The 25,125-nt window shown below is 61.7% G+C and carries 23 protein-coding genes; 10 read left to right on the forward strand and 13 right to left on the reverse strand.

Annotated elements, in window-relative coordinates; all coding sequences use genetic code 11:
• Window positions 1-146: 146 nt before the first annotated feature.
• The 6 genes from KJY40_RS24000 to KJY40_RS24025 form a co-directional block, all read right to left on the reverse strand.
• A complete protein-coding gene (locus KJY40_RS24000; protein WP_230733183.1) occupies window positions 147-1,202 on the reverse strand; it encodes an ABC transporter ATP-binding protein in 1,056 nt (351 codons plus the stop codon).
• Between the two features lie 16 nt (window positions 1,203-1,218).
• On the reverse strand, window positions 1,219-2,067 hold the full coding sequence (locus KJY40_RS24005; protein ID WP_230733184.1) for an ABC transporter permease: 849 nt from the start codon (window positions 2,065-2,067) through the stop codon (window positions 1,219-1,221).
• Window positions 2,064-2,972 carry an ABC transporter permease gene (locus KJY40_RS24010; RefSeq protein ID WP_007960163.1) on the reverse strand — a complete coding sequence of 303 codons (909 nt, stop codon included), beginning with the start codon at window positions 2,970-2,972 and terminating at the stop codon, window positions 2,064-2,066. The genes KJY40_RS24005 and KJY40_RS24010 overlap by 4 nt, the downstream gene beginning before the upstream one ends.
• 191 nt (window positions 2,973-3,163) lie before the next feature.
• Window positions 3,164-4,267 carry an extracellular solute-binding protein gene (locus KJY40_RS24015; protein ID WP_064599076.1) on the reverse strand — a complete coding sequence of 368 codons (1,104 nt, stop codon included), beginning with the start codon at window positions 4,265-4,267 and terminating at the stop codon, window positions 3,164-3,166.
• A 216-nt stretch (window positions 4,268-4,483) separates the two neighbouring features.
• Entirely contained in the window at window positions 4,484-5,932 is a 1,449-nt protein-coding gene (locus KJY40_RS24020; protein WP_230737751.1) for an aldehyde dehydrogenase family protein, read from the reverse strand.
• A complete protein-coding gene (locus tag KJY40_RS24025; protein ID WP_230733186.1) occupies window positions 5,932-7,569 on the reverse strand; it encodes a 5-guanidino-2-oxopentanoate decarboxylase in 1,638 nt (545 codons plus the stop codon). Before KJY40_RS24025 ends, KJY40_RS24020 begins: the two co-directional genes overlap by 1 nt.
• A 139-nt stretch (window positions 7,570-7,708) precedes the next feature.
• Between KJY40_RS24025 and KJY40_RS24030 the strand changes: the two genes are divergently transcribed.
• Entirely contained in the window at window positions 7,709-8,587 is an 879-nt protein-coding gene (locus KJY40_RS24030) for a LysR substrate-binding domain-containing protein (protein WP_074688417.1), read from the forward strand.
• A gap of 22 nt (window positions 8,588-8,609) precedes the next feature.
• Here KJY40_RS24030 and KJY40_RS24035 read toward each other — a convergent pair whose 3' ends face one another.
• A complete protein-coding gene (locus KJY40_RS24035; RefSeq protein WP_230733188.1) occupies window positions 8,610-9,224 on the reverse strand; it encodes an NAD(P)-dependent oxidoreductase in 615 nt (204 codons plus the stop codon).
• 46 nt (window positions 9,225-9,270) lie between these two features.
• Window positions 9,271-10,149, reverse strand: coding sequence for an MBL fold metallo-hydrolase (locus KJY40_RS24040; protein WP_230733190.1), 879 nt, complete (start codon window positions 10,147-10,149; stop codon window positions 9,271-9,273).
• A 115-nt stretch (window positions 10,150-10,264) separates the two neighbouring features.
• Here KJY40_RS24040 and KJY40_RS24045 point away from each other — a divergent pair, with 115 nt between their 5' ends.
• Window positions 10,265-11,170 carry a LysR family transcriptional regulator gene (locus KJY40_RS24045; RefSeq protein WP_230733192.1) on the forward strand — a complete coding sequence of 302 codons (906 nt, stop codon included), beginning with the start codon at window positions 10,265-10,267 and terminating at the stop codon, window positions 11,168-11,170.
• Window positions 11,171-11,211: 41 nt separating this feature from the next.
• Window positions 11,212-11,433 carry a hypothetical protein gene (locus KJY40_RS24050; RefSeq protein ID WP_011335701.1) on the forward strand — a complete coding sequence of 74 codons (222 nt, stop codon included), beginning with the start codon at window positions 11,212-11,214 and terminating at the stop codon, window positions 11,431-11,433.
• Window positions 11,434-11,441: 8 nt separating this feature from the next.
• Here KJY40_RS24050 and KJY40_RS24055 read toward each other — a convergent pair whose 3' ends face one another.
• The gene (locus tag KJY40_RS24055; RefSeq protein ID WP_230733194.1) at window positions 11,442-12,338 is read right to left on the reverse strand and encodes a helix-turn-helix domain-containing protein; all 897 of its coding nucleotides are present in this window, start codon (window positions 12,336-12,338) and stop codon (window positions 11,442-11,444) included.
• A gap of 178 nt (window positions 12,339-12,516) precedes the next feature.
• Between KJY40_RS24055 and pobA the strand changes: the two genes are divergently transcribed.
• Window positions 12,517-13,710 carry a 4-hydroxybenzoate 3-monooxygenase gene (gene pobA, locus KJY40_RS24060; RefSeq protein ID WP_102718059.1) on the forward strand — a complete coding sequence of 398 codons (1,194 nt, stop codon included), beginning with the start codon at window positions 12,517-12,519 and terminating at the stop codon, window positions 13,708-13,710.
• A 79-nt stretch (window positions 13,711-13,789) separates the two neighbouring features.
• Window positions 13,790-15,307: an MDR family MFS transporter gene (locus tag KJY40_RS24065; protein WP_230733196.1), complete on the forward strand. Its 1,518-nt coding sequence runs from the start codon at window positions 13,790-13,792 to the stop codon at window positions 15,305-15,307.
• A gap of 44 nt (window positions 15,308-15,351) precedes the next feature.
• Here the strand turns inward: KJY40_RS24065 and KJY40_RS24070 are convergent, their stop codons facing one another.
• The 4 genes from KJY40_RS24070 to KJY40_RS24085 all read right to left on the reverse strand — a co-directional run bounded on the left by KJY40_RS24070 (window position 15,352) and on the right by KJY40_RS24085 (window position 19,257).
• A complete protein-coding gene (locus KJY40_RS24070) occupies window positions 15,352-16,200 on the reverse strand; it encodes a cache domain-containing protein (protein WP_163976312.1) in 849 nt (282 codons plus the stop codon).
• 124 nt (window positions 16,201-16,324) lie between these two features.
• Window positions 16,325-17,200 carry an ATPase gene (locus KJY40_RS24075; protein WP_230733198.1) on the reverse strand — a complete coding sequence of 292 codons (876 nt, stop codon included), beginning with the start codon at window positions 17,198-17,200 and terminating at the stop codon, window positions 16,325-16,327.
• A gap of 116 nt (window positions 17,201-17,316) precedes the next feature.
• Window positions 17,317-18,309, reverse strand: a complete 993-nt coding sequence (locus KJY40_RS24080) for an NAD-dependent epimerase/dehydratase family protein (RefSeq protein WP_230733200.1) — start codon at window positions 18,307-18,309, stop codon at window positions 17,317-17,319.
• A gap of 54 nt (window positions 18,310-18,363) precedes the next feature.
• On the reverse strand, window positions 18,364-19,257 hold the full coding sequence (locus KJY40_RS24085; protein WP_127799657.1) for a LysR family transcriptional regulator ArgP: 894 nt from the start codon (window positions 19,255-19,257) through the stop codon (window positions 18,364-18,366).
• A gap of 96 nt (window positions 19,258-19,353) precedes the next feature.
• Here KJY40_RS24085 and KJY40_RS24090 point away from each other — a divergent pair, with 96 nt between their 5' ends.
• The 5 genes from KJY40_RS24090 to KJY40_RS24110 all read left to right on the forward strand — a co-directional run bounded on the left by KJY40_RS24090 (window position 19,354) and on the right by KJY40_RS24110 (window position 25,085).
• Window positions 19,354-19,755 carry an ACT domain-containing protein gene (locus tag KJY40_RS24090; RefSeq protein WP_230733203.1) on the forward strand — a complete coding sequence of 134 codons (402 nt, stop codon included), beginning with the start codon at window positions 19,354-19,356 and terminating at the stop codon, window positions 19,753-19,755.
• 5 nt (window positions 19,756-19,760) lie between these two features.
• On the forward strand, window positions 19,761-20,363 hold the full coding sequence (locus tag KJY40_RS24095; protein WP_011335710.1) for a LysE/ArgO family amino acid transporter: 603 nt from the start codon (window positions 19,761-19,763) through the stop codon (window positions 20,361-20,363).
• Window positions 20,364-20,539: 176 nt separating this feature from the next.
• Window positions 20,540-21,136, forward strand: coding sequence for a superoxide dismutase (locus KJY40_RS24100; RefSeq protein WP_003227660.1), 597 nt, complete (start codon window positions 20,540-20,542; stop codon window positions 21,134-21,136).
• Window positions 21,137-21,490: 354 nt separating this feature from the next.
• Window positions 21,491-23,542 carry a putative bifunctional diguanylate cyclase/phosphodiesterase gene (locus KJY40_RS24105; protein WP_230733212.1) on the forward strand — a complete coding sequence of 684 codons (2,052 nt, stop codon included), beginning with the start codon at window positions 21,491-21,493 and terminating at the stop codon, window positions 23,540-23,542.
• 196 nt (window positions 23,543-23,738) lie between these two features.
• Window positions 23,739-25,085, forward strand: a complete 1,347-nt coding sequence (locus KJY40_RS24110) for an imelysin family protein (RefSeq protein ID WP_230733214.1) — start codon at window positions 23,739-23,741, stop codon at window positions 25,083-25,085.
• Window positions 25,086-25,125: the final 40 nt, after the last annotated feature.

The raw sequence follows: 25,125 nt of genomic DNA on the forward strand, positions 1-25,125 counted from the left end.
GCTACTGGCCTCTTCGTCGGATCGCCGCCCGGACCAAGCCCGCTCCCACAGGTTCTGTGTCGTACAAAGGTTTTGCAGTCGACACCAGCCACTGTGGGAGCGGGCTTGCCCGCGAAGAGGTCGGCAGAGCCAGCATCAAATCTGGATCAGGCGCCCAACACCCGACACGCCTCACTCGGCAACGTCACCGAAACCGGATGCCCGATCCCCAGCCCGATGCCCTGACACGGCGTGCTCAGCGCCGTGAAGGTCACCCCGGAACACTCCACCGTAGTCTCGATCGTCGCGCCGATATCGCGCACAAACGTCACCTTGCCCAGCAGGCGATTGCCCGCAGTGGCCTGGGGCGCCGACAGTTGCAGGTCTTCAGGGCGGATCAGCATTTTCACTTTCTGCCCGACCACGATGCTGCTGCAAATCGGCACTTGCAGCGCATCGCCGCCGGGCAGCACGACCTTGCCATCGCCCAGTGCGGTGGCCGGGAAGATATTGCCGGAGCCGATAAAGTCCGCGACGAATTCGTTGGCCGGGTGCCGATAGATTTCAATCGGCGTACCCACCTGCTGCACCCGATGCTCACCCAGCACCACCACGATGTCAGCCATGGTCATGGCCTCGCGCTGATCGTGGGTGACCATGATGGTGGTGATGTTCAAGCGTTGTTGCAGCTGACGGATTTCCACCTGCATCGACTCGCGTAACTTGGCATCCAGCGCCGACAGCGGTTCGTCGAGCAACAGGATTTTCGGGTGCGAGGCAATCGCCCGGGCAATCGCCACTCGCTGACGCTGGCCGCCGGACAGTTTCGCTACCGGGCGATCAATCATCGGTTGCAGCTGGATCAACTCGAGCAACTCCACCACCCGCGCCTGTTGATCGGTCTTGCTCACACCGCGCAGTTTCAGCGGATAGGCGATGTTCTCGCCCACGGTCATGTGCGGGAACAACGCCAGCGACTGAAACACCATGCCGAAGTTGCGCAGGTGCGCCGGGGTGTGGCCGATGTCCTCGCCGTCCAGGCGGATCTCGCCGCCGGTGAGGGTTTCCAGCCCGGCGATCATTCGCAGCAACGTGGTCTTGCCGCAGCCCGACGGGCCGAGGAAACACACCAGTTTGCCCTCGGGCAAATGCAGGTTGACGTCTTTTACCGCGCAGGCCGAGCCGTAGTGTTTCTCGACGTTTTCCAGAATCAGACCAGACATAAAAATCACCTCAAAATCAGAAGGAAACGCCGCCCTCACCTACCAGCTTCTCCAGCGCCCAGATCAGGACGAAGTCGATCAGCACGATCAGCACGGCAAACGAGAACACGGTAGGGTCGAGCGATGACACGGTGCGGCTGTACATCCAGATCGGCACGGTCATGACGTCGATGGTGTAGAGGAAATAGGTCACGGTGAATTCGTTGAACGAGACGATGAACGCCAGCAGCATCCCCGCCAGAATTCCCGACTTCATCAACGGCACCACCACATCGACGATGGCCCGCAGCGGCGAAGCGCCGAGCATCTGCGCGGCTTCTTCGACTTCGCTGCCGATGGAAAGCATGGCCGCCGTGCAGTTCTTCACCACGAATGGCAGCGCCAGAATCACGTGGGCGATCACCAGCCGCGAAGTGGTCATGTGGAACGGCAGACTGTCGAACACCAGCAGCAAGGCCAGCCCCAGCACCACCATCGGGAACACCAGCGGCAACGACATCAGTTGCAGCGCCACGCCCTTGCCACGGAACTCGCAACGGGTCAGCGCGTAGGCCGCCGGCACCGCGATCAGCGTGGCGAAAATCATCGTCAGGCACGACACCAGCAAACTGGTGCCCATGGCCTGGCCGAGGCTCAGCACATCGCTGGCGTCCGGCGAGACGAAGGTGTGCCACGCCGCCTTGTACCACTGCAGGCTGTAGCTGCTTGGCGGGAAGTCGAGGTTCGACGCACCGCTGAACGACATCACGATCATGGTCAGGATCGGCAACACGGCCAGGAACAAAATGATCCCGGAGAGGATGCCGGCAAACTTGCCGGTGTCGCCCGGCGTCAGCGATTGACGCTTCTTGATCAGGGCACTCATTGCGAAGCCTCCAGCAGACGGCGACGGCGGCCGGTGATGTATTCGGACAGGGTCATGATGGCGAGCGTGGTGACGATCAGCACCACCCCGGCGGCGGACGCGGCGGGCCAGTTCATCAGCGGAGCGATCTGGTCATGCACCATCACCGCGAGCATCGGCACGCGCCGGCCACCGAGCAGCAACGGCACCACGAAGCTGCTGGCGTTGTAGGCGAACACCAGCGTCGCGCCGGTGATGATCCCCGGCAGACTCATCGGCAACACCACCTGGCGGAACACCTGAAAACGACTGGCGCCGAGGGTCGCGGCAGCTTCTTCGTAGCTGCGGGCGACACCGCGCATGGCACTGGCTATCGGCAGCACGGCGAGCGGAAACGCGGTTTGCACCAGGCCCATCAACACGCCGTTCTGGTTGTACAGCAACATGATTGGCCGCTTGATCAGACCGAGGCCCATCAGGGTCTGGTTGAGCATGCCGCCGGGGCCGAGGATCACCAGCCAGCCGTAGCTTTGCAGCAGCAGGTTGACCAGCAACGGCAACAGCACCGCCGCCAGAAAGATTCGCCGTACGAATGGCGAGGTCAGGCGCGACATGGTGTACGCCACCGGGATCGCCAAGACCACCGCGATCACCGCGCTGATCAGCGCCAGACGCAAGGTCAGCAGCAACGATTTGAGGTAGTAGGGTTCGAGCAACTGGGCGTAACTGGCCAGGCTGAAACCGGACCACTCCGCGCCCTTGGTGCCGACGCTCATGCGCAGCACCAGCAGGCTGGCGGCAATCAGCACGCCGAGAAACAGCATCGACGGCGTGAGGAAAAACCACGCCCGCGCCGTCGGCGAAACACCGCGCGCCGGGCGCACGTCACCCGCGCCGACCGGTTGGGTCAGGGATTGATGTTCCATAGCAATGATCTCGTCAATGGAAAAACAACTGACAGACACTGATTTCCAAACCACCGCGAGCCTTGTGGGAGCTGGCTTGCCAGCGATGACGGCCTACCTGTCGACCATGATGTCACTGACAAATTGCTATCGCTGGCAAGCCAGCTCCCACAGGGACTTCGGTGTTTTAAGAACCTGCATCCATCACTCGATCAGGAAGAAAAAATTTCCGTGTAGCGACGAATCCACTGGTCATGCACGGTCGCCAGGAAGGCGTTGTCGTGCATGATCGCCTTCTCCGCGATCTGTTCCGGCGTAAGGATGAACGGGCTCTTGCGCGCTTCGGCAGAGATGATCGCCTTGGCGTTGACCGGGCCGTTGAAGATGTCTTCGGCCATCTTGCCCTGCACCAGCGGGTCGAGGGAGTGGTCGATGAAGGCGTAGGCCAGGTCGGTGTCGCCCGGACGATTCTTCGGCATTACGGAGAGCATCAGGTCGGTGTAAAAACCTTCCTTCATGCCGAACGTGGCGCCGAGGCCATAGTTCGGATCGCGGATCTGCTTGGGGAAAAACGCCGGCGCGTAGAGGCCGCCCATGTCCAGGGAGCCGGTGCGGAACAGCTCGGCGATCTGGTTGGGGTTTTCGCCGAGGGTCACCACGCGGTCTTTCAGCTCCGCGAGTTTCTTGAAGCCCGGTTCGATGTTGTGTTCGTCACCCCCGGCCAGTTTGGCGGCGATGATGATCAGGTCCATCGCCTCGGTCCAGTTCGGCGGCGGCAGGAAAATGTTCGGCGCCAGATCGGCGTCCCACAGCGCGGCGTAACTATCCGGCGCGGTGGTCTGGGTGCGGGTGCTGTAGACCAGACTGTTGCACCACAGCAGGTATCCGATGCCGTGACCGTTGGCCCCGGTGCGGTATTTTTCCGGGACGTCGACCAGATTGGGAATGCGGTTGAGATCGGGTTTTTCCAACAGCCCGGCAGCGGCCAGACCTTCGGCGCCGACGCCGGCCAGGGTGATGATGTCGTACTGCGGACGGTCACCGCCGGCCTTGAGTTTGGCGACCATTTCCGAGGTGCTGCCGGTGCGGTCGGCAATCACTTTGGCGCCGGTCTTGGCTTCGAACGTTGCCGCGATATTGCGCAGTGCGGCCAGCCCCGTGTCATCGGACCAGGTCAACAGACGCAGGGTCTTGCCGGCAAAGCGGGTGTCGCTGGCACTGGCCCGGATGAAGGGCATGCTCATGGCCGCCGCAGCCACCGAGGCCACGCCGACGGTTTTGATGAATTGACGCCTGTTCAGATCGTGCTCGCCCATTTGGGACTCCCATTATTCTTGTAAGTATGAGATTGACCGCAACCCTTGCCGTGCGTGATCGGAACCGCTCAAGCCCCCGATTTCAAAGGGCTTGAACGTGATCAGCGGGTTCATCCTGAGGTCGTGCAAAACACCTGACTATCGATAAAAACTCATTGGAGCCATGACGCCGGCGCATGCCTCGTTGCGAGGCATGCGCCGACCTTTTTCGGGCATTCAGAGCGCGCGGATCACGTGCTTGATTTCCTGAAATGCCGCCAGTCCCCACGGCCCCAATTCGCGGCCGATGCTGCTCTGTTTGTAGCCGCCCCACGCGGTCTGCGGGAAGATCACCTGCGGCGCGTTGAGCCACACCAGCCCCGCCTGCAAGGCGTTGGCGACCCGATCCGCGCTCTCGGCATTGCGCGTGACGACACTGGCGACCAGCCCGAACTGACTGTCGTTGGCCAGGGCAATCGCCTCGGCTTCCGTAGCGAAACTGCGCACGCAGATCACCGGCCCGAAAATCTCTTCACACCACAGCGCACTGTCGAGGGGCACTTCGGTGAAGATCGTCGGCTGTAAGAAATATCCGCGCGGCAGATCGGCGGGACGGTTGCCGCCACAGATCAGCTTGGCACCGGCACTCAAACCACGGTCAATGTGACCGAGCACTCGCTGGTACTGCGCTTGATTGACCAGTGCGCCCATCTCGACCTCAGGATCGAACGGATCGGCCACACGGATTTTTTCCGCGCGGGCCTTCAGACGAATCAGGAATTCATCGGCGATTTCATCGGCAACCAGCACCCGGCTGGTGGCCGAGCACATCTGCCCGGCGTTGAAGAAACCGCCACCGCAGGCCAGTTCCACCGCCAGATCCAGGTCGGCATCTTCCAGAATCAGCAGCGAGGATTTGCCGCCCAGTTCCAGGCTCACGCCCTTCACGGTTTCAGCGGCGCGCTGCATCACTTGCACACCGACGGCGTTGCTGCCGGTGAAGGACACCTTAGCGATGCGCGGGTCCGCCGACAGCGGCGCACCGACCGCCAGCCCGGTGCCGCACACCAGGTTGAACACGCCTTTTGGCAGACCGGATTCGGCGATGATGGTCGCCAGTTCCAGCTCCGGCAGCGGCGTGACTTCCGACGGTTTGAGCACCACGCAGCAACCGGCGGCCAGGGCCGGGGCGAGTTTCCACGCGGTGGTGACCATCGGGAAATTCCACGGCACGATCAGCCCGACCACACCGCACGGCTCCCGGCGCAGACGTGCGCTGAAATCGTCGCTGGGCAGCGGCACATTGCTGTCGAGTTTCGCGTCGAGGCCTTCGGCGAGTTCGGCGTAGTACTCGAACGTGGCGATCACGTCGTCGACATCGATGCCCGCTTCGAACTGCGGTTTGCCATTGTTGCTCGACTGCAACTTCATCAGATGTTCGCGGCCGTTGCGCACGCCATTGGCGATGTTGCGCAGGATCGCGCCGCGCTCGGCACCGGTGGTTTTCGACCAGCCTTTGAAAGCTTCGGTCGCTGCCGCTACAGCCTGGTTGACGGCGCTTTCGTCACCGCCATTGACCGTGGTCAGCAGTGCTTCGGTGGCCGGGTTGATCACGCGCAGGTGTTCGCGGCCAGCGGACCATTGGCCGTTGATGTACAGGCCGTCGAGTGTGGTCGGGAAATTCATCATTGGGCCACCGCCTTCATCCATTGGGTCTGGTCGATTTCGATCAGGGTCGGGCCCTGACGATCGGTGGCGGCGCGCAGTGCACCACGCAGGTGTTCAGCGGAGCTGATCGCTTCCGCCGCACAACCCAGGGCTTTGGCCACACCGATGAAATCCGGGGTATAGATGTCGACACCCACCGGCTCGATGGCGCGGTTGACCATGTATTTCTTGATCTCTTCGTAACCCTGGTTATTCCACAGCAGGATGATCACCGGCGTGCGCGCTTCGACGGCGCTGGCCAGTTCCGGCAGGGTGAATTGCAGACCGCCGTCACCGATCAGGCACACCACCGGCGGACGTGCACCGTGTTCGAGGTTGCCGCCGAGCCACGCACCGATCGCCGCCGGCAAGGCGTAACCGAGGGTGCCGTAACCGGTGGACGAGTTGAACCAGCGGCGCGGGCGCTCCGGGTTGAACGTGAGGTTGCCGGTGTACACCGGTTGCGTGGAGTCGCCGACAAACACCGCATTCGGCAGTTCGTGCAGCACGGTTTCGAGGAACCGAGTCTGAGCCAGGGTCGGCGCGTCCCAGGTCGCGGCCAGGTCTTCACGCAGACGCGCGGCGCGTACCTGGCCCCAATCGTTGCGGCGCTCGGCCAGCGGCTTGTGCGACAACGCGCTGAGCAGCGCTTGTGCGGCGTTGCGCGAGTCGGCCACCAGCGCCACGTGAGGCGGGTAGTTGCGCACGGTCTGGTCCGGATCGATGTCCACGCGCAGCAGCTTGCCGGGGATTTCGAAGCCGCCGGCGAAGGTGACGTCGTAATCGGTTTCCGCCAGTTCGGTGCCGATCGCCAGGACCACGTCGGCGTCGGCTACCAGAGCGCGGGTCGCCACCAGACTCTGGGTCGAACCGATCAGCAGCGGATGGCTGGACGGCAACATGCCTTTGGCGTTGATGGTCAGGGCCACCGGTGCGTCGAGCAGCTCAGCCAGTTCAGTGAGTTCGGCAGCTGCGTCGATGGCGCCACCACCAGCGAGGATCAGCGGACGCTGGGCACCGGCCAGCAGTTCGGTCATGCGGCTCACGGCAGACGGTGCGGCACCGGCGCGGTCGATGTGGACCGGCACGCTGGTCAGCAGTTCGTCGGCTTCTTCGACCAGCACGTCCAGCGGGATTTCGATGTGCACCGGACGCGGACGCCCGGCCTGGAACAGCGCAAACGCACGGGCCAGCACACCCGGCAATTCGGACGCCGACATCAGGGTGTGGGAGAGCGCCGCCACGCCGCCGACCAGTGCGCTCTGGTTCGGCAGTTCATGCAGCTTGCCGCGACCGCCGCCCAGTTGGCTGCGCGACTGCACGCTGGAGATCACCAGCATCGGGATCGAATCGGCGTACGCCTGGCCCATGGCGGTGGTGATGTTGGTCATGCCAGGACCGGTGATGATGAAGCACACACCCGGTTTGCCGCTGGTGCGGGCGTAACCGTCGGCCATGAAACCGGCGCCCTGCTCATGACGCGGCGTGACGTGGTTGATGCTCGAACGGGCCAGCCCGCGATACAGCTCCACGGTATGCACCCCGGGAATGCCGAACACCTGCTCGACCCCATAATCTTCGAGTAACTTGACCAGTACTTCGCCACACGTCGCCATGTCTTTGCCCTTCTTGTTCGTTGAGGCACCGGGCTTTAAAGGAACCGGTGATTGGCCTCATTGAAACGGGCGACCCGTAGCCGCAACAATCGATAAAAGCTCATACTAGCCATGTCCTCACGTCATACCTTGGATCCACATGAAACGACTGCCTCCCCTGCCCGCCCTGCACACGTTTCTGATTACCGCGCAGTGCTGCAACTTCACCCGGGCCGCCGAGCAGTTGCACATCACCCAGGGTGCGGTGAGCCGGCAGATCGCCGGGCTGGAGGAACATCTGGGTTATGAGCTGTTCATTCGCCTGGCCCGGGGCCTGGAACTGACGGCCGAAGGTCGCGAATGGCTGCCACGGGTGCAGCAGGTGTTCAGCCTGATCGGCGACTCGGTGGAGCAGATCGGCGCCAAACGCGAGACCCTGCAACTCAAGGCGCCGAGCTGCGTGATGCGCTGGTTGCTGCCGCGACTGTTGCAATGGCAGCGCGAGCGCCCGGACGTGCCGGTGAAACTCACGGCGTCACTGCAACACGGGGTGGATTTTCATCGCGAGCAGTTCGACGCGGCGGTGATCTACGGCACCGCGCCCCACGACTCTCCCGCGACCCTGCATCTGTTCGATGAGCAACTGACGCCGGTCTGCTCACCGACGCTGCTCAACGGTGGGCCGGCCCTGCACACACCGGCAGATCTGCAACAGCATCTGCTGCTGCATCCGACTCATACGGATGACGACTGGACACTCTGGCTTGAAGCCGCCGAACTGCATTTGAGCAACATCGCCAGCGGTCAGCATTTCGAGACGCTGGATCAGGCGATGTCGATGGCGTCCCACGGGACGGGGGTGGCGATCGGCGACTGGTCACTGATCGGCGACGACCTGAACGCCGGGCGACTGGTGATGCCGTTCGATCTGAAGGTGAAGACGGGATTGGGCTATTACATCGTCGCGCCGGCGTCGGAGCCGTCGGCGAAATTGCAGGAATTGATGGGGTGGTTGGTGGAGCAGGCTCATACCCGCTGAGCCCGCCCCCACCCCTGAACGGTCAGTAACCGACCGTAAACCGCTGACGCGAATGCTTCGGCGTTTCCACTTCGTCGATCAGCGCAATCGCGTAATCGGCAAAGGTGATCGAGCTCTGACCGTCAGCACTCACCAGCAAGTCATCCTTGCCGACGCGGAATTTGCCGGTGCGCTCGCCTTCGAAGAACAACGCCGACGGCGACAGGAACGTCCAGTCCAGTTCCTTCTCCTGACGCAGCGCATCAAGGAACGCCGCACCGGCACTGGCCTCAGCCTTGTACTCGGCCGGGAAACCGGCGCTGTCGATCACGCGAGTGCCGTCCGGCAGCAATAGCGAACCGGCACCGCCGACCACCAGCAGACGTTTCACCCCGGCCTGTTTCACCGGGCCGATCAGCGCACTGGCCGGCACCGTGGCGAAATGCGCGGCGCTGATCACCACATCGTGACCGGCGACGGCGTCCTGCAACGCGGCGGCGTCCAGCACGTCGACATTCTTGCTGACCAAACCGGCGCGGGCGCCGATCTTCGAGGTATCCCGGGCGATGGCGGTGACGCTGTGGCCGCGACGCAGGGCTTCTTCCAGCAATTGGCTGCCGGCACGGCCGGTGGCACCAATGATTGCGATCTTGCTCATGACATTCTCCAGTTGGCTTGAGAGTGCTGCGTTTTTCAGAATCGGGTTACCACTTCATTTCGCCCTTGGCGACTTTCGCGCTCAGCTCCAGCGAGCTTTCTTCGCCCAGTGTCGGGTAGCGTTTTTTCATCGCGGCGATCAGCGCGGCAGAGTCCTTGGCCTTGGCAGTTTCGGCATCGAACGCCTTAATGTAGTCGGCAGTGAATTTCACAGCCGCCAGCGAACGGGCGCTGTCACCCAGGTAGTGACCGGGCACCACGGTTTTCGGTTTCAGGGTTTCGATCGAGTGCAGGGTTTGCAGCCAGTCGGCATGGGATTGCGCGGTCTGGGTGTCGGCCATCCACACGTGGATGTTCTCGGCGACAACCACACCACCGACCACGGCTTTCAGCGAAGGAATCCACACGAAGCTGCGATCCGGTTGTTTGCCTTCCAGGCCGACCACCTGAAGTTTCTGCCCTTCAAGCATCAGGCTGTCGCCCTTGAGCACGCCCGGCACGATGGTTTTGGCCGGCACGTCGGCGCCCATTTTCGGGCCCCAGAACGCGAGTTTGCCGTCGACGGTTTGCTTGATGTGATCAACGGTCGGCTGCGAGGCCAGCACCTTGGCATTCGGGAAGGCTTTGGTCAGGGTGTCGAGACCGAAGTAGTAATCCGGGTCACCGTGGCTGATGTAGATGGTGGTCAGTTGTTTGCCGCTGGCGCGGATCTTTTCCACCACTTGCTCGGCCTGGGACTTGCCGAACTGCGCGTCCACCAGAATTGCGTCCTTCTCGCCGCTGACCAGCACCGAAGTCACCGGGAAGATCGCGTTGGTGCCCGGGTTGTAGACATCGAGGGTCAGGTTCGCGGCCGCTGCGTGAGCCGCAAAACCGAGGGTGGCGGTGGCCAGTAAAACGCGCTTGAAGGTGGTGAAGCCGATCATGGGTTGCTCCGCTGTTCGAATGCCGTGCTTGGCGATGGGGACAGAGCTTAGTTGCCAGACTCGTTACAAAAAATGCGATGCTTGGACATAGTTTGTTTCTAAAAGCGGGCAAATCATGGATCGTCTCCAAGCAATGCGGGTGTTTGTCACGGTGGTGGATCTGGGCAGCCAGTCGGCGGCGGCCGATCACCTGGACCTGTCACGGCCGGTAGTGTCGCGGTATCTGGCGGAACTGGAAGACTGGGTCGGCGCGCGCCTGATGCACCGCACCACGCGCAAGTTGAGCCTGACCGCCGCCGGCAACGAAATCCTGCCGCGCTGCCGGCAGATGCTGGAGCTGTCCGGCGACATGCAGGCCGCCGTCAGCGAACCCGCCGATGCGCCACGGGGTTTGTTGCGGATCAGCGTCAGCACCTCGTTCGGCCAGGCGCAATTGGCCGATGCCATGGCGGCGTTCGTCAAAGCGTATCCGGGGGTGAACATCGACCTGCAAATGCTCGATCGCACCGTGAACCTGGTGGACGAACGCATCGATTTGGCGATCCGCACCAGCACCGACCTCGATCCCAACCTGATCGCCCGGCGCCTGACGGTGTGCCGTTCGGTGATCTGCGCCGCACCCGCCTATCTGCGAGATCATCCGCCGCCTCAGCGGGTGGAAGACCTGAGCCGACACAACTGCCTGACTCACTCCTATGTCGGCAAGAGCGTGTGGCAATTCGAAGAGGATGGCGAACCGGTATCGGTGGCGGTGCAAGGCAACATCAGCGGCAACGAATCGAGCACCCTGCTGCGTGCGACCCTGGCCGGTGCCGGAGTATCGATGCTGCCGACTTATCAAGCCGGGGTGCATGTCCACAGCGGCGAATTGATACGTCTGCTGCCCCACGCCGAGCCTCGACAGATGAACATCTACGCCGTATACGCCTCGCGCAAGCACATGCCGGCGGCGTTGCGCTGCATGCTGGATTTTCTGGTGCAGCGTTTTCCCGAAAACCCGCAATGGGATATCGGGCTGTAATCCCGTTCACAGAGCCGCTGGCAACTCCACGGCGCTGACCTATGCTGAAAGTAGTACCCAAGGGTATTCGTTCAGAGGTCAACGCCATGAACACCAGAACAAGAAGATACCTCGCGATTTTCATCACCTGCGCGGCCACGCTGGCGCTGTACGGCACCGCGGCATGGCGCGTGGAGCAGTTGCGGCAACTGCCACGTGAATACGCGAGCTGCAACTTCGAGCGCTGCATCCCTCACAACGCCACCCTCAACGCCCTGCGCTGATACAAGGTTCAGGCGTCGTCGTTCTGCTCGGCCTTCAAGCGGTCGCGGAACGCCTTTGGCGAGATCCCCACCCGGCGTCGGAACAGGCGCGTGAAGTTGGTCGGATCGGAAAACCCCAACACCTCGGACATCTCGTAAATCGTCATGCTCGTGTAAGTCAGCAGACGCTTGGCTTCGAGCAATTGACGCTCGTGCATGATCTGCAACGCCGGCTGCCCCGCCAGTTCACGGCAGGTGCCGTTGAGGTGCGAGACGGAAATCCCCAGCCGATGGGCCAGGTCTTCGACCTTGACGTGCTGGCGGTAGGTTTCTTCGACCAGCTGAATGAACCCGTTGAGGTATTCGCGCTGACGCTGCGGGCGTTGCGTGGCGTTGTGACGGTGGATCGCCTGACGGCTGACCCAGACCATGATCACGCTGACCAGCGAATGCATGAGCATTTCCCGCGCCGGTTGATGACCGTTGTATTCGGCCTGCAACGCGGCAAACAGACTGTTGAGGTACTCCGCGTCCTTGCCCGCCGAATAACTTTCGGCCTGGGCCAGGGCCTGCACCGCACTGCCCAGTTGCGCCTGCAAATGGTTGATCAACGGTGTGGCGAGGGTGACGACAAATCCTTCGACGTCCTCGGAAAAACGGAATCCATGCACCGATAACGGCGGCAGGATCTGGATCGCGGCTTCGTTCAGTTGCGTGCGTTGGCCTTCGATTTCAAGCTCTGCCTGACCTTTGAATACGAAGAGCAACTGGCACAAATCGGCGTGGCGGTGGGGTTTGATTTCCCATTGGTGTTCGCGGCTGCGTTTGGAAATGGTTTCACAGTGCAGCAAGTCAGGGGTCGGCCAGTCCAGGCTTTCACCGTAGAGCTTGAACACCGGAATCGAAGGCAGGTCAGGCTTGTTCATCACTTCAATCCAGGCCTCGAGGTTTGCGGGCGATAATCGCACCGATTGGCAGAATGTACAGGTATCGGCTCAGTTTTCACCTTCAATTGACAGACCCGCAAGGGAAAAATGCAAGCACTCGAATCCTGAAAATCATTCACCGGCCGTTGTCGCGTGAAGCTTGCGAGTCATAAAAACAATGAAAACGCTGAAAACCCAAGTCGCCATCATCGGCGCCGGTCCGTCCGGATTGTTGCTCGGCCAACTGCTGCACAACGCCGGCATCGACACCCTGATTCTGGAGCGCCAGACACCTGACTATGTACTCGGCCGAATTCGCGCCGGCGTGCTTGAACAAGGCATGGTAGAGCTGTTGCGCGAGGCTGGCGTGGGTCAGCGGATGGACGCCGAAGGGCTGGTGCACGGTGGTTTCGAACTGGCCCTCGACGGGCGCCGGATTCACATCGACCTGCAAGCCCTGACCGGTGGAAAAACCGTGATGGTCTACGGCCAGACCGAGGTCACCCGCGACCTGATGGCCGCTCGTCGGGAGACCGGCGGACAGACAATCTATGAAGCCAGCCATGTCGTTCCCTGTGGCATGAAAAGCGACGAAGCCTATGTCACCTTCGAAAAGGACGGCGAAACCTGGCGCGTCGATTGCGACTACATCGCCGGTTGCGACGGTTTCCACGGCGTGGCCCGGCAGTCGATTCCGGAGGACTGCCTGAAAGTCTTCGAACGGGTTTATCCGTTTGGCTGGCTGGGGATTCTCGCCGACACGCCACCGATTCATGATGAGCTGGTCTACGCCCGCCACGAGCGCGGTTTCGCCCTGTGCAGCATGCGGTCGGCGACTCGCACCCGCTATTACCTGCAAGTGCCCGCCGAGGAAAACGTCGACGACTGGTCGGATCAGCGTTTCTGGGATGAACTGCGCAACCGTCTGCCGGAGGATCTGGCGCAGAAACTGGTGACCGGTCCATCGATTGAAAAGAGCATCGCGCCGCTGCGCAGTTTTGTGGTCGAGCCGATGCAGTACGGGCGGATGTTTCTGGTCGGGGATGCGGCGCATATCGTTCCGCCGACCGGTGCCAAGGGTCTGAATCTGGCGGCCAGCGACGTCAGTACGTTGTTCCGGATTCTGCTGAAGGTTTACCGCGAAGGTCGCACTGACTTGCTGGAGAAATACTCGGAGATCTGCCTGCGCCGAGTGTGGAAAGCCGAACGGTTTTCCTGGTGGATGACTTCGATGCTGCACCGCTTCGATGAGCATGATGATTTCAGTCAGCGGATCTGCGCTTCGGAACTGGACTACTTTGTCAGCTCGGAGGCCGGTCAAAAAACCATTGCAGAAAATTACGTCGGGCTTCCTTATGAGGCTATCGAATAGCCTGCTACCGACTTACACTGACGAGCACTCACCCGCTCGCCGTGGCACTGCGGGTCAATCACTGCCCGCAGGTTCGCCCGTGACCAATCTCAACCATCCCGAAACGCCCAAACCGGCCATTCGCAGCGTGCTGGTCGCGCTGATGATGGCAATCTTTCTCGGCGCGCTGGACCAGACCATCGTCGCGGTTTCCATGCCGGCCATCTCCGCACAGTTCAAGGACGTCAGCCTGCTGGCCTGGGTGATTTCCGGCTACATGGTGGCGATGACCGTGGCGGTGCCGATCTACGGCAAGCTCGGCGATCTGTACGGGCGGCGCAAACTGATGCTGTTCGGCATGGGCCTGTTCACCCTCGCCTCGCTGTTCTGCGGCATGGCCCAGAGCATGGAGCAACTGGTGCTGGCGCGGATTTTCCAGGGCATCGGCGCCGGCGGGATGATTTCGGTAAGCCAGGCGATCATCGGCGACATCGTTCCGCCTCGCGAACGCGGGCGCTATCAGGGTTATTTCAGCAGCATGTACGCGGTGGCCAGCGTCGCCGGCCCGGTGCTCGGCGGCTACATGACCGAGTACCTGTCGTGGCGCTGGGTGTTCCTGATCAACCTGCCACTGGGTCTTGGCGCTTACTGGGTGGCGCGACGCAATCTGATCGGCCTGCCGATTCCCCAACGCAAACCAATCATCGACTATCTCGGCACGCTGCTGATGATTATCGGCCTGACCGCGCTGTTGCTGGCGATCACTCAGGTCGGCCAGGGCCATGCGTGGCGAAGCAGCGAAGTGCTCGGGCTGTTCGCTTGCGCGGTGGCGGTACTGGCGGTGTTCGTGTGGCACGAGCGGCGCGCCCGGGAGCCGTTACTGCCGATGCACCTGTTCACCAACCGCAGCGCCCTGCTGTGCTGGTGCACGATTTTCTTTTGCAGCTTCCAGGCGATTTCGTTGATTGTGCTGATGCCGCTGCGCTTTCAGAGCGTGACCGGCGCCGGGGCCGACAGCGCGGCATTGCACTTGCTGCCGTTGGCGATGGGTTTGCCGATCGGCGCGTATTTCGCCGGACATCGTACTTCGATCACCGGGCGCTACAAACCGCAGATTCTGACCGGCGCGCTGCTGATGCCGATCTCGATCCTCGGCATGGCCTTCAGCCCGCCCGATGCGACGCTGCTCAGCAGCCTGTTCATGTTGCTCAGCGGGATTGCCGGTGGCATGCAGTTCCCGACCTCGTTGGTCGGCACGCAGAACTCGGTGGAGCAAAAGGACATCGGCGTCGCCACCAGCACCACCAACCTGTTCCGCTCTCTGGGCGGCGCGGTGGGCGTAGCGTTGATGTCGGCGCTGTTGCTGGCGTTGTTGCAGGACTCCAGTTTCGCCCACCTGGCCGGCAGCTCGCTGATGAGCGAAGGTCATTCCGGCAACGTGCTGCTCGATGGCCTGAACGCGGCGCCCGGCGATGCGCAGAACGCCTTGCGTGCCGAGTTGCTGGTGACATTCCGGCATTTGCTGATGGTCAGCGCGGCGGTATCGCTGCTCGGGCTGGCGGCGGCGATCGCGATGCCGAACCGGTTGTTGCGGGGCCGTGAGCACGGCGCCCGCTGATTGATGCCGAGCGCTCCCACGCGCTGCGTGGGAGCGCTCGCGAATCAAGCACTGTAATAACCGACCGCCACCAGCATGTTCCCGACCTTTTTCAGGTAGGCATGCTTGTTTTCGACCTTGCCGGTCACCGGGTTTTTCCAGCGGTACTCGTACTCGCCCTCATCCTGTTTGCCGATCAGCGCCAGAATCGGCTCGCCCACCGGTTTGCCTTCCGGGTCATCGACCTTGGCGAAATCGGTGTTGATCAGCCGCAGATTGGTGCCGTGGGCGACATAGCGGTGATTGTCGAGATTGACCACGAACACATACAGGTCGTCCTGCAGGTAACCGCCCTTGAGCGAGTTGATCGCGGACAGCGTGCCCTTCTCGTCTTTGGTCAGGTCGGTGGCCGCTTTGTCGAGCAACGCTTTCGCCTGCTCCGCCGACGCGCGCGGCAGGTAATAACCCACCGCCAGAATCCGCTGACCGATGCGTTGATAGTAAACGTGCTTGCGCTCGACCTTGCCGTCGGACCAGTTCTGCCAGCGGTATTCGGCCTGCTGGATGCCGTTGCCTTCCGGCACTTTCAAGGCGTCCTTGAAGGACTTCTGCAAGTCCGGCCCGAGGACTTCGCTGACGTCGCGACCGATCAATGCCGACGACGGCCCGCCGCTGGCGAGCATCACGCCCTTGGTGTCGACCACGAACACGTAGCGATCCTTGTCGACGAATTCGCCCTGTCGGCTGAACGCTGCGAACGCCTTGTCGCCGTTGTCGTGGTAATAGGCCAGCGCCTTTTCCAGCAAGGCGATGGCGGCCTTGCTGTCGTCTTTTTCCGTGGTGGCCGCGTTGGCCTGACCGAAACTCAACAGCAGCACCGCGCCGAGCCAGGCCAGCTTGTGCACAAACCCCATGACGCATCCCTCGTTCTTGTTGGTGTTTCAAGAGCGTAGACGGCCTGAAGGCATGTATGGATATTCAGAAAGCTTCTGAATGTTGCTGTGGCGAGGGCGTTCATTCCCTCGCCACACAAGAGGCTTACGGACGGGCGTTGAGTTGCTGTTGCAGGTTCTGGATCTGCGCTTGCAGGGTGTTGATGTTGCGGGTCATCTGCCCACGGAACGCATCGAACTCGGCGGTGTTGGTGCCGCCCTGCGCAGCGGCCGGACGGTTGTCCTGCTCGCTTTTGAGGATGACGATTTCCTGCTCCAGACGATCGATCGCAGGGTTCGACCCACCTTGTTTTTTCAGGGCCGTGATGTCGGCACCGAGGCTCTTGAACTGCGCATCGAAACCCTTCACCTGTGCATCGAAGCTCTTGAGCTGAGCATCGAGCTTACTGGTGTCGGCCGGTGTGCTCTTCAGCGTCGCCAGTTCGGCGCTCAGGGCTTTGACCTGGGCCTGCAACTGGGTGTTGGCGTTCTGCTGTTCGGTGGTCTGGGCGGTCATCTGCGCCAGCCGCTTGTCCAGATCTGTCGCCTGCCCGGCCACGCCCTGCTGCTGTTTGCTTTGATCCTGAAGCGCGCTTTGCAGCTGCTTGATCTGCAGCTTCAGCGCTTCGCTGTCGGTGGTGACGTTGGTCTGGCTGGCCACGACCTTGCCGGAAATGTCCTGCAGGCGCCCCGCCGCTTCCTCACTGATGCGCGCGAAACTTTCCTGGGTCGCCACCAGTTGCTGCTCCATCAGCGAAATCTGCTGGAAGCTCCACCAGGCCAGACCGATGAAGGCGAAGAACAATGCACCGACCAGTGCCCACAACGGCCCGGTGCTGGCGGCCTTGACCTTGACCACCGGCGGCGTGCGCGAATGCACGGAGGTGCGGGCGGTGGCCGGAAAATCGTCGTCATCGAGGGTATCGGCGCGCAGGCTCGGTACATCGTCGAAATCGTCGTGGGCATCGTTACGCATGGACATTGAGGCAACCTTTGTGAAACGCGGTGATGGCAGATTGGGGCGAAGTATAAACCCCGCGGCCGCTGGGGTTGACCCTCAAGCCGTGGCGCGGTTCAGTGCCGGCCGGCAGATTCGTATCAACGAATGTCCTGCGCCTTCCACCAGCCACAGAACTCATCGAGGGCCGTCCACAGACTGACTTTCGGATCGTAGTCCAGATAATGCCGGGCGCGACTGATGTCGAGGGTGAAATTTTTGTTCATCACCTGCATGCCCAGGCGCGACAGGGTCGGCTCGGGACGCCCGGGCCAGAGCTTGCACACCCCTTCGTTGAGCGCCGCCACGCTGTAGGCCAGTCCGTAGGAACGGTACTTGGTGACCTGTGGGACTTCCATCCTGCGCATCACGTAATTGACCACATCCCACAGCGGCACCGGAGCACCGTTGCTGATGTTGTAGGCCTTGCCAAGCGCGGAAGCATCGGCCAGCAGACTGCTGAGCAACGCTTCGTTGAGGTTGTGCACGCTGGTGAAATCGACCTTGTTCAGACCGTTGCCGATGATCGCCAGACGGCCCTTGCGCTGCATGTTCAGCAAGCGCGGGAAGATGCTCATGTCGCCGGCGCCGGTGACGAAACGCGGGCGCAGGGCGAGGGTTTCGAGGCCGAATTCCTGGGCGCCGAAGACCTTTTGCTCGGCCAGGTATTTGGTCGCGGCATAGTGATGCTTGAAGCGCTTGGGCACTTGCTCTTCGGTCAGGCCAAGATGGTCGCGACCGTCAAAGTAGATCGAGGGCGACGACAGATGCACCAGCCGTCGAACCCGTTGTTTCAGGCAGGCCTCGACCACGTTTTCGGTGACCTGCACGTTGCCCTGATGGAAGTCCTGATACCGGCCCCACAAGCCGACCGCGCCGGCGCAATGCACCACGGCTTCGACATCGCTGCACAGCGCACGCACCAGTTCCGGATCGCTCAAATCGCCTTGAACGAACTCGGCACCGCGACGCACCAGATGCTCGACACCCTCGGCCCGGCGACCGTTGACCCGCACGTCCAGGCCCTGCTCCAGGGCGAAACGCGCAAAGCGTCCGCCAATGAAGCCGCTTGCGCCGGTGACCAGAATTTTCATGTAGAGCTCCGCTGTCTTTCGTTTTGCCTGATTCGTGAGTCTTGACGCTGGCCGTCAGTCCAACGGCACCAGCCATTGCGCCGACGAGCGCACCAATTGCTCGGTCAACAGCCCGAGCAACTGACCGCCATTGCGCCAATGATGCCAGTACAAGGGCACGTCGATCGGTTTATCTGGCAACAGTTCGCGCAGCACGCCGCGTTCCAGTTGCTCGCGGACCTGTAATTCCGGCACCAGTCCCCAGCCGAGCCCGGCTTCGGTCAGGCGGATGAAACCTTCGGACGACGGGCACAGATGATGTTCGAAACCGCCATCGACGCCGAGGGAGGCGAGGTATCGATGCTGGAGAAAATCGTCCGGGCCAAAGACCAGCGCCGGGGTGCGCGGTAACTGTTCAGCCCGCACGCCCTCGGGAAAATGCCGCTCGATGAACGCCGGACTGGCCAGCGCCCGATAGCGCATCGCTCCGAGCAGCACGCTGCGCGCGCCTGCCACCGGTCGCTCACTGGCGCACAGGCAACCGGCCACTTCACCGGCGCGCATGCGTTTGAGACCGACGGTCTGGTCTTCGACGATCAGATCGAGCAATAGATGTTGTTCGGCGCAGAAGTCGCCTACCGCCTCGGCCCACCAGGTGGCGAGGCTGTCGGCATTCAGGGCGATACGCAGGCGCTCCGGCAGGCCTTCCTCGTCCAGCGCCGGCACCAGCGTCTGCAAATCCCGTTCGAGCAGGCGCACCTGCTGCACATGGTTAAGCAGGCGCCGGCCAATCTCGGTCGGCGACGGCGGCGTGCCGCGCACCAAGACCGGCTGGCCGACCCGCGCTTCCAGCAGTTTGATCCGCTGGGAAATCGCCGATTGCGAAAGGCCCAGCACCTGCGCCGCCCGTTCGAATCCGGCCTGCTCGACCACGGCGGCCAGAGCGGAAAGCAATTTGTAGTCGAACATCAGTTTTCCTAATGAGCGATCAGCACTATTGGTTTTTCTTATACAGCGTCAACCGGGAGAATAGCCAGCAAGCACTCTTTATCAAGGACCACCACCATGGCTGGCGAAACCTCGTTGACCACCCTGCTGCGCAGCATGAGCCCGCAGCTCAATGCCGGCGAATATGTGTTCTGCACCTTGCGCGACGGCCAGTTGCCGAGCGGCCTGGAAATCGTCGGCAGCTTCCGTGAACAGGAAGGCCTGACAGTGATTCTCGATCGGTCCCACGCCGAGCGCGCCGGTTTCAGCTTCGACTATGTCGCGGCCTGGATCACCTTGAACGTGCATTCGGCGCTGGAAGCCGTCGGCCTGACCGCCGCGTTCGCCACCGCACTGGGCAAGGCGGGCATCAGTTGCAACGTGATTGCCGGCTACTACCACGACCATTTGTTCGTCGGTCAGGCCGACGCCGAACGCGCCATGCAAGTGCTGCGCGATCTCGCAGCCAACGCGGAGTAACCGTCATGTGGCAAAGCTATACCAACGGTTTGCTGGTGGCGTTCGGGCTGATCATGGCGATCGGCACACAGAATGCCTTTGTCCTGGCGCAGAGCCTGCGGCGTGAACATCACCTGCCGGTCGCGGCGCTGTGCGTCGCCTGTGATGCGTTGCTGGTGGCGGCCGGGGTGTTCGGGCTCGCCACGGTGCTGGCGCAGAACCCGACGTTGCTGGCAGTTGCCCGCTGGGGTGGTGCGGTGTTCCTGATCTGGTACGGCAGCCAGGCGCTGCGCCGGGCCTGCTCGAAACAGAGCCTGCAACAGGGTGAAAACCAGACCGTGCGTTCGCTGCGGGCGGTGATGCTCAGCGCACTGGCGGTGACCCTGCTCAACCCGCACGTCTATCTCGACACCGTTTTGCTGATCGGCTCCCTCGGTGCGCAACAGTCGGTGCCCGGCGCTTATGTCGTCGGCGCGGCGAGTGCTTCGCTGCTGTGGTTCTTCACCCTGGCGTTCGGCGCGGCATGGCTTGCACCGTGGCTGGCAAGGCCGAGTACCTGGCGGATTCTCGATCTGCTGGTGGCGGTGATGATGTTCACGGTGGCAGGGCAATTGATATTGGCTTCGTGATTTATTCCAAAAGGCTCTGGAACCTCTATCCCACACAGTTGTTGCGTGGTTAAGCCGCACCCCCGGTGCTATGATCCGAACCCTGCGCCGCAAAGAGTAAAAACTCGCCGGTGCATTTCTGGCCGCCCGTGATCGGCCTTGCGCTCACCGCAACAGACCTGATTAGGAGAATCATCATGGCTTTCGAATTGCCGCCGCTGCCTTACGCACACGATGCCCTGCAGCCGCACATTTCCAAGGAAACCCTGGAATTCCACCACGACAAGCACCACAACACCTACGTCGTGAACCTGAACAACCTGGTGCCAGGCACCGAGTTCGAAGGCAAGACCCTGGAAGAAATCGTCAAGACTTCCTCGGGCGGCATCTTCAACAACGCCGCTCAGGTCTGGAACCACACCTTCTACTGGAACTGCCTGGCGCCAAACGCCGGCGGTCAACCAACCGGCGCACTGGCTGAAGCCATCAACGCGGCTTTCGGTTCGTTCGACAAGTTCAAGGAAGAGTTCAGCAAAACCTCGATCGGCACCTTCGGTTCCGGCTGGGGCTGGCTGGTGAAAAAGGCTGACGGTTCCCTGGCCCTGGCCAGCACCATCGGCGCCGGCAACCCGCTGACCAGCGGCGACACCCCGCTGCTGACTTGCGACGTGTGGGAACACGCTTACTACATCGACTACCGTAACCTGCGTCCTAAGTACGTCGAGGCGTTCTGGAACCTGGTCAACTGGAAGTTCGTGGCCGAGCAGTTCGAAGGCAAGACCTTCACCGCTTAAGCTGCACGCCAGACAAAAACCCGGCTATTGCCGGGTTTTTTATGTCCGCGGAAATCATCACGGGTGCGTCGCGTCACAAACAGGGCCTTTTCCCACACGCAAAGCAGCCCTTCTCGCCTTGCTCCCAAGCCACGGCGAACTACCATCAAAAGAGGAAAAATTGTCCGACGCCCCTCAAGTTGGAGACCGAAACTACCGACACAGTACAACCAGGGCAAATACTCCAGACAGCAGCATTTCGGCCAAGGCCACGGACAAATTTTCCGCGGCTCGATTGTCCCTTTGACTGCCAACACGGGATTGCCAATACTCATGGCAACTTGACGCTACCCGCACGGAACAAGGAATAACCCTTTGAAGCTGGAACTCAAGAACAGCTTGTCGGTGAAGTTGCTCCGGGTCGTGCTCCTGTCGGCATTGATCGTCGGCGTGGTCTTGAGCTGCGCGCAGATCGTTTTCGATGCCTATAAAACACGCCAGGCCGTCGCCGGCGATGCCGAGCGCATCCTCGACATGTTCCGCGATCCCTCCACCCAGGCCGTCTACAGCCTGGACCGGGAGATGGGCATGCAGGTGATCGAAGGCCTGTTCCAGGACGACGCCGTGCGCCAGGCCTCCATCGGCCATCCCAACGAAGCGATGCTCGCGCAGAAGTCCCGTGAGCTGCAGCATTCCAACAGCCGCTGGCTGACCGACCTGATCCTCGGCCAGGAACGCACCTTCACCACCCAACTGGTGGGACGCGGCCCCTACAGCGAATATTACGGCGACCTGAGCATCACCCTCGACACCGCCACCTACGGTCAGGGTTTCATTGTCAGCTCGGTGATCATCTTCATTTCCGGCGTGTTGCGCGCCTTGGCCATGGGCCTGGTGCTGTACCTGGTCTATCACTGGCTGCTGACCAAACCGCTGTCGCGGATCATCGAACACCTCACCGAGATCAACCCGGACCGCCCCAGCGAACACAAGATTCCGCAGCTCAAGGGCCACGAGAAAAACGAACTCGGTATCTGGATCAACACCGCCAACCAGTTGCTCGAATCCATCGAACGCAACACCCACCTGCGTCACGAGGCGGAAAACAGCCTGCTGCGCATGGCCCAGTACGACTTCCTCACCGGCCTGCCGAACCGCCAGCAATTGCAGCAGCAACTGGACAAGATTCTGGTGGATGCCGGCAAGCTGCAGCGCCGGGTTGCGGTGTTGTGTGTCGGACTGGATGACTTCAAAGGCATCAACGAACAATTCAGCTACCAGACCGGCGACCAGTTGTTGCTCGCCCTGGCTGATCGTCTACGCGCCCACAGCGGTCGCCTCGGCGCGCTCGCCCGTCTCGGCGGCGACCAGTTCGCGCTGGTGCAGGCCGATATCGAGCAACCTTACGAAGCGGCGGAACTGGCGCAAAGCATTCTCGATGACCTGGAAGCGCCGTTCGCCCTCGACCATCAGGAAATCCGCCTGCGCGCGACCATCGGCATCACCCTGTTCCCGGAGGACGGCGACAGCACCGAGAAGCTGTTGCAGAAAGCCGAGCAGACCATGACCCTGGCCAAGACCCGCTCGCGCAACCGCTATCAGTTCTATATCGCCAGCGTCGACAGCGAAATGCGCCGCCGTCGCGAACTGGAAAAAGACCTGCGTGATGCGCTGTTGCGCGATCAGTTCTACCTCGTCTATCAACCGCAGATCAGCTACCGCGATCACTGTGTGGTCGGCGTCGAAGCCCTGATCCGCTGGCAGCATCCGGAACATGGGCTGGTGCCACCGGACCTGTTCATCCCGCTGGCGGAGCAGAACGGCACCATCATCGCCATCGGCGAATGGGTGCTGGATCAGGCCTGCAAGCAACTGCGCGACTGGCACGATCAGGGCTTCGTCGACCTGCGCATGGCGGTCAACCTGTCCACTGTGCAGTTGCACCACGCCGAGCTGCCACGGGTGGTCAATAACCTGTTGCAGATGTACCGCCTCCCACCGCGCAGTCTGGAGCTGGAAGTCACCGAAACCGGCCTGATGGAAGACATCAGCACCGCCGCCCAGCACCTGCTGAGCCTGCGCCGCTCCGGTGCGCTGATCGCCATCGACGACTTCGGCACCGGCTATTCGTCACTGAGCTATCTCAAGAGTCTGCCGCTGGACAAGATCAAGATCGACAAGAGCTTCGTCCAGGACCTGCTGGATGACGACGATGACGCGACCATCGTTCGCGCCATCATTCAACTGGGCAAGAGCCTCGGCATGCAGGTGATCGCCGAGGGCGTGGAAACCGCCGAACAGGAAACCTACATCATCTCCGAAGGCTGCCACGAAGGTCAGGGCTACCACTACAGCAAGCCGCTGCCGGCGCGCGAACTGAGCGTTTATCTCAAGCAGGCCCAGCGCAGCAACGCGGCCATCCTCTGAAATCTCCCTGCGAAACCCGGCAAAACCCTTGATCCGCCGGGTGTGGTCTACGCTGTTGATCCAGCGCAAACCCCGCGCAAATAGGAAATATTTCCAGCTACAACCCTTTACACATAATGCGAAAGATTTGCATTATGTCGCAGCTTTTGCGCACCCCCGCGCCTGTCCACTCAATTACCGAAGCAGGATGTTCGCCATGATTCGTATGCCTCTGGCTACCGCCAGTCTGCTGGCCATCGCTATTTCCCTCGCCGGTTGCGGCGAAGGTAAAGACAAAGAAAAGGCCGCCGCTCCTGCGCCGACTCCGGCTGCGAGCACCGCTGCACCGGCTGCGCCTGCTGCTGCCGGTAAAGTCGACGAGGCCGCCGGCAAAGCCGTTGTCTCGCACTACGCCGACATGGTCTTCGCCGTTTACAGCGATGCCGAATCCACCGCGAAAACCCTGCAAACCGCCATCGACGCGTTCCTCGCCAAGCCGAACGCCGACACCTTGAAAGCCGCCAAGGCTGCCTGGGTTGCCGCCCGCGTTCCTTACCTGCAAAGCGAAGTGTTCCGCTTCGGCAATACCATCATCGACGACTGGGAAGGTCAGGTGAACGCCTGGCCTCTGGACGAAGGCCTGATCGACTACGTCGACAAATCCTACGAGCATGCACTGGGCAACCCGGGCGCCACCGCCAACATCATCGCCAACACCGAAGTACAGGTCGGCGAAGACAAGGTCGACGTCAAGGACATCACCCCGGAAAAACTCGCCAGCCTGAACGAGCTGGGCGGCTCCGAAGCCAACGTTGCCACCGGCTACCACGCCATCGAATTCCTGCTCTGGGGCCAGGATCTGAACGGCACCGGCCCTGGCGCCGGCAACCGTCCAGCATCGGACTACCTGGAAGGCGCCGGCGCCACCGGCGGTCACAACGACCGTCGTCGCGCCTACCTGAAAGCCGTGACCCAGCTGCTGGTCAGCGACCTGGAAGAAATGGTCGGCAACTGGAAGCCGAACGTGGCCGACAACTACCGCGCCACCCTGGAAGCCGAACCGGCTGAAAGCGGCCTGCGCAAAATGCTGTTCGGCATGGGCAGCCTGTCCCTGGGCGAGCTGGCCGGCGAGCGCATGAAGGTATCTCTGGAAGCGAACTCTCCTGAAGATGAACAGGATTGCTTCAGCGACAACACCCACAACTCGCACTTCTACGATGCCAAGGGCATTCGTAACGTTTACCTGGGCGAGTACACCCGCGTCGACGGCACCAAGATGACCGGCGCCAGCCTGTCGTCGCTGGTGGCCAAGGTTGATCCGGCTGCCGACATCGCGTTGAAAGCCGATCTGGCCGCCACCGAAGCCAAGATCCAGGTCATGGTCGATCACGCCAACAAGGGTGAGCACTACGACCAGTTGATCGCGGCCGGCAACACCGCCGGCAACCAGATCGTTCGCGACGCCATCGCTTCGCTGGTCAAGCAGACCGGTTCGATCGAAGCCGCTGCCGGCAAACTGGGCATCAGCGACCTGAACCCGGACAACGCCGATCACGAGTTCTGATCACAGCGTCCGCGTTAATAAAGGCGACCTTCGGGTCGCC

The organism is Pseudomonas fitomaticsae, from assembly GCF_021018765.1.
Taxonomy (GTDB): Bacteria; Pseudomonadota; Gammaproteobacteria; order Pseudomonadales; family Pseudomonadaceae; genus Aquipseudomonas; species Aquipseudomonas fitomaticsae.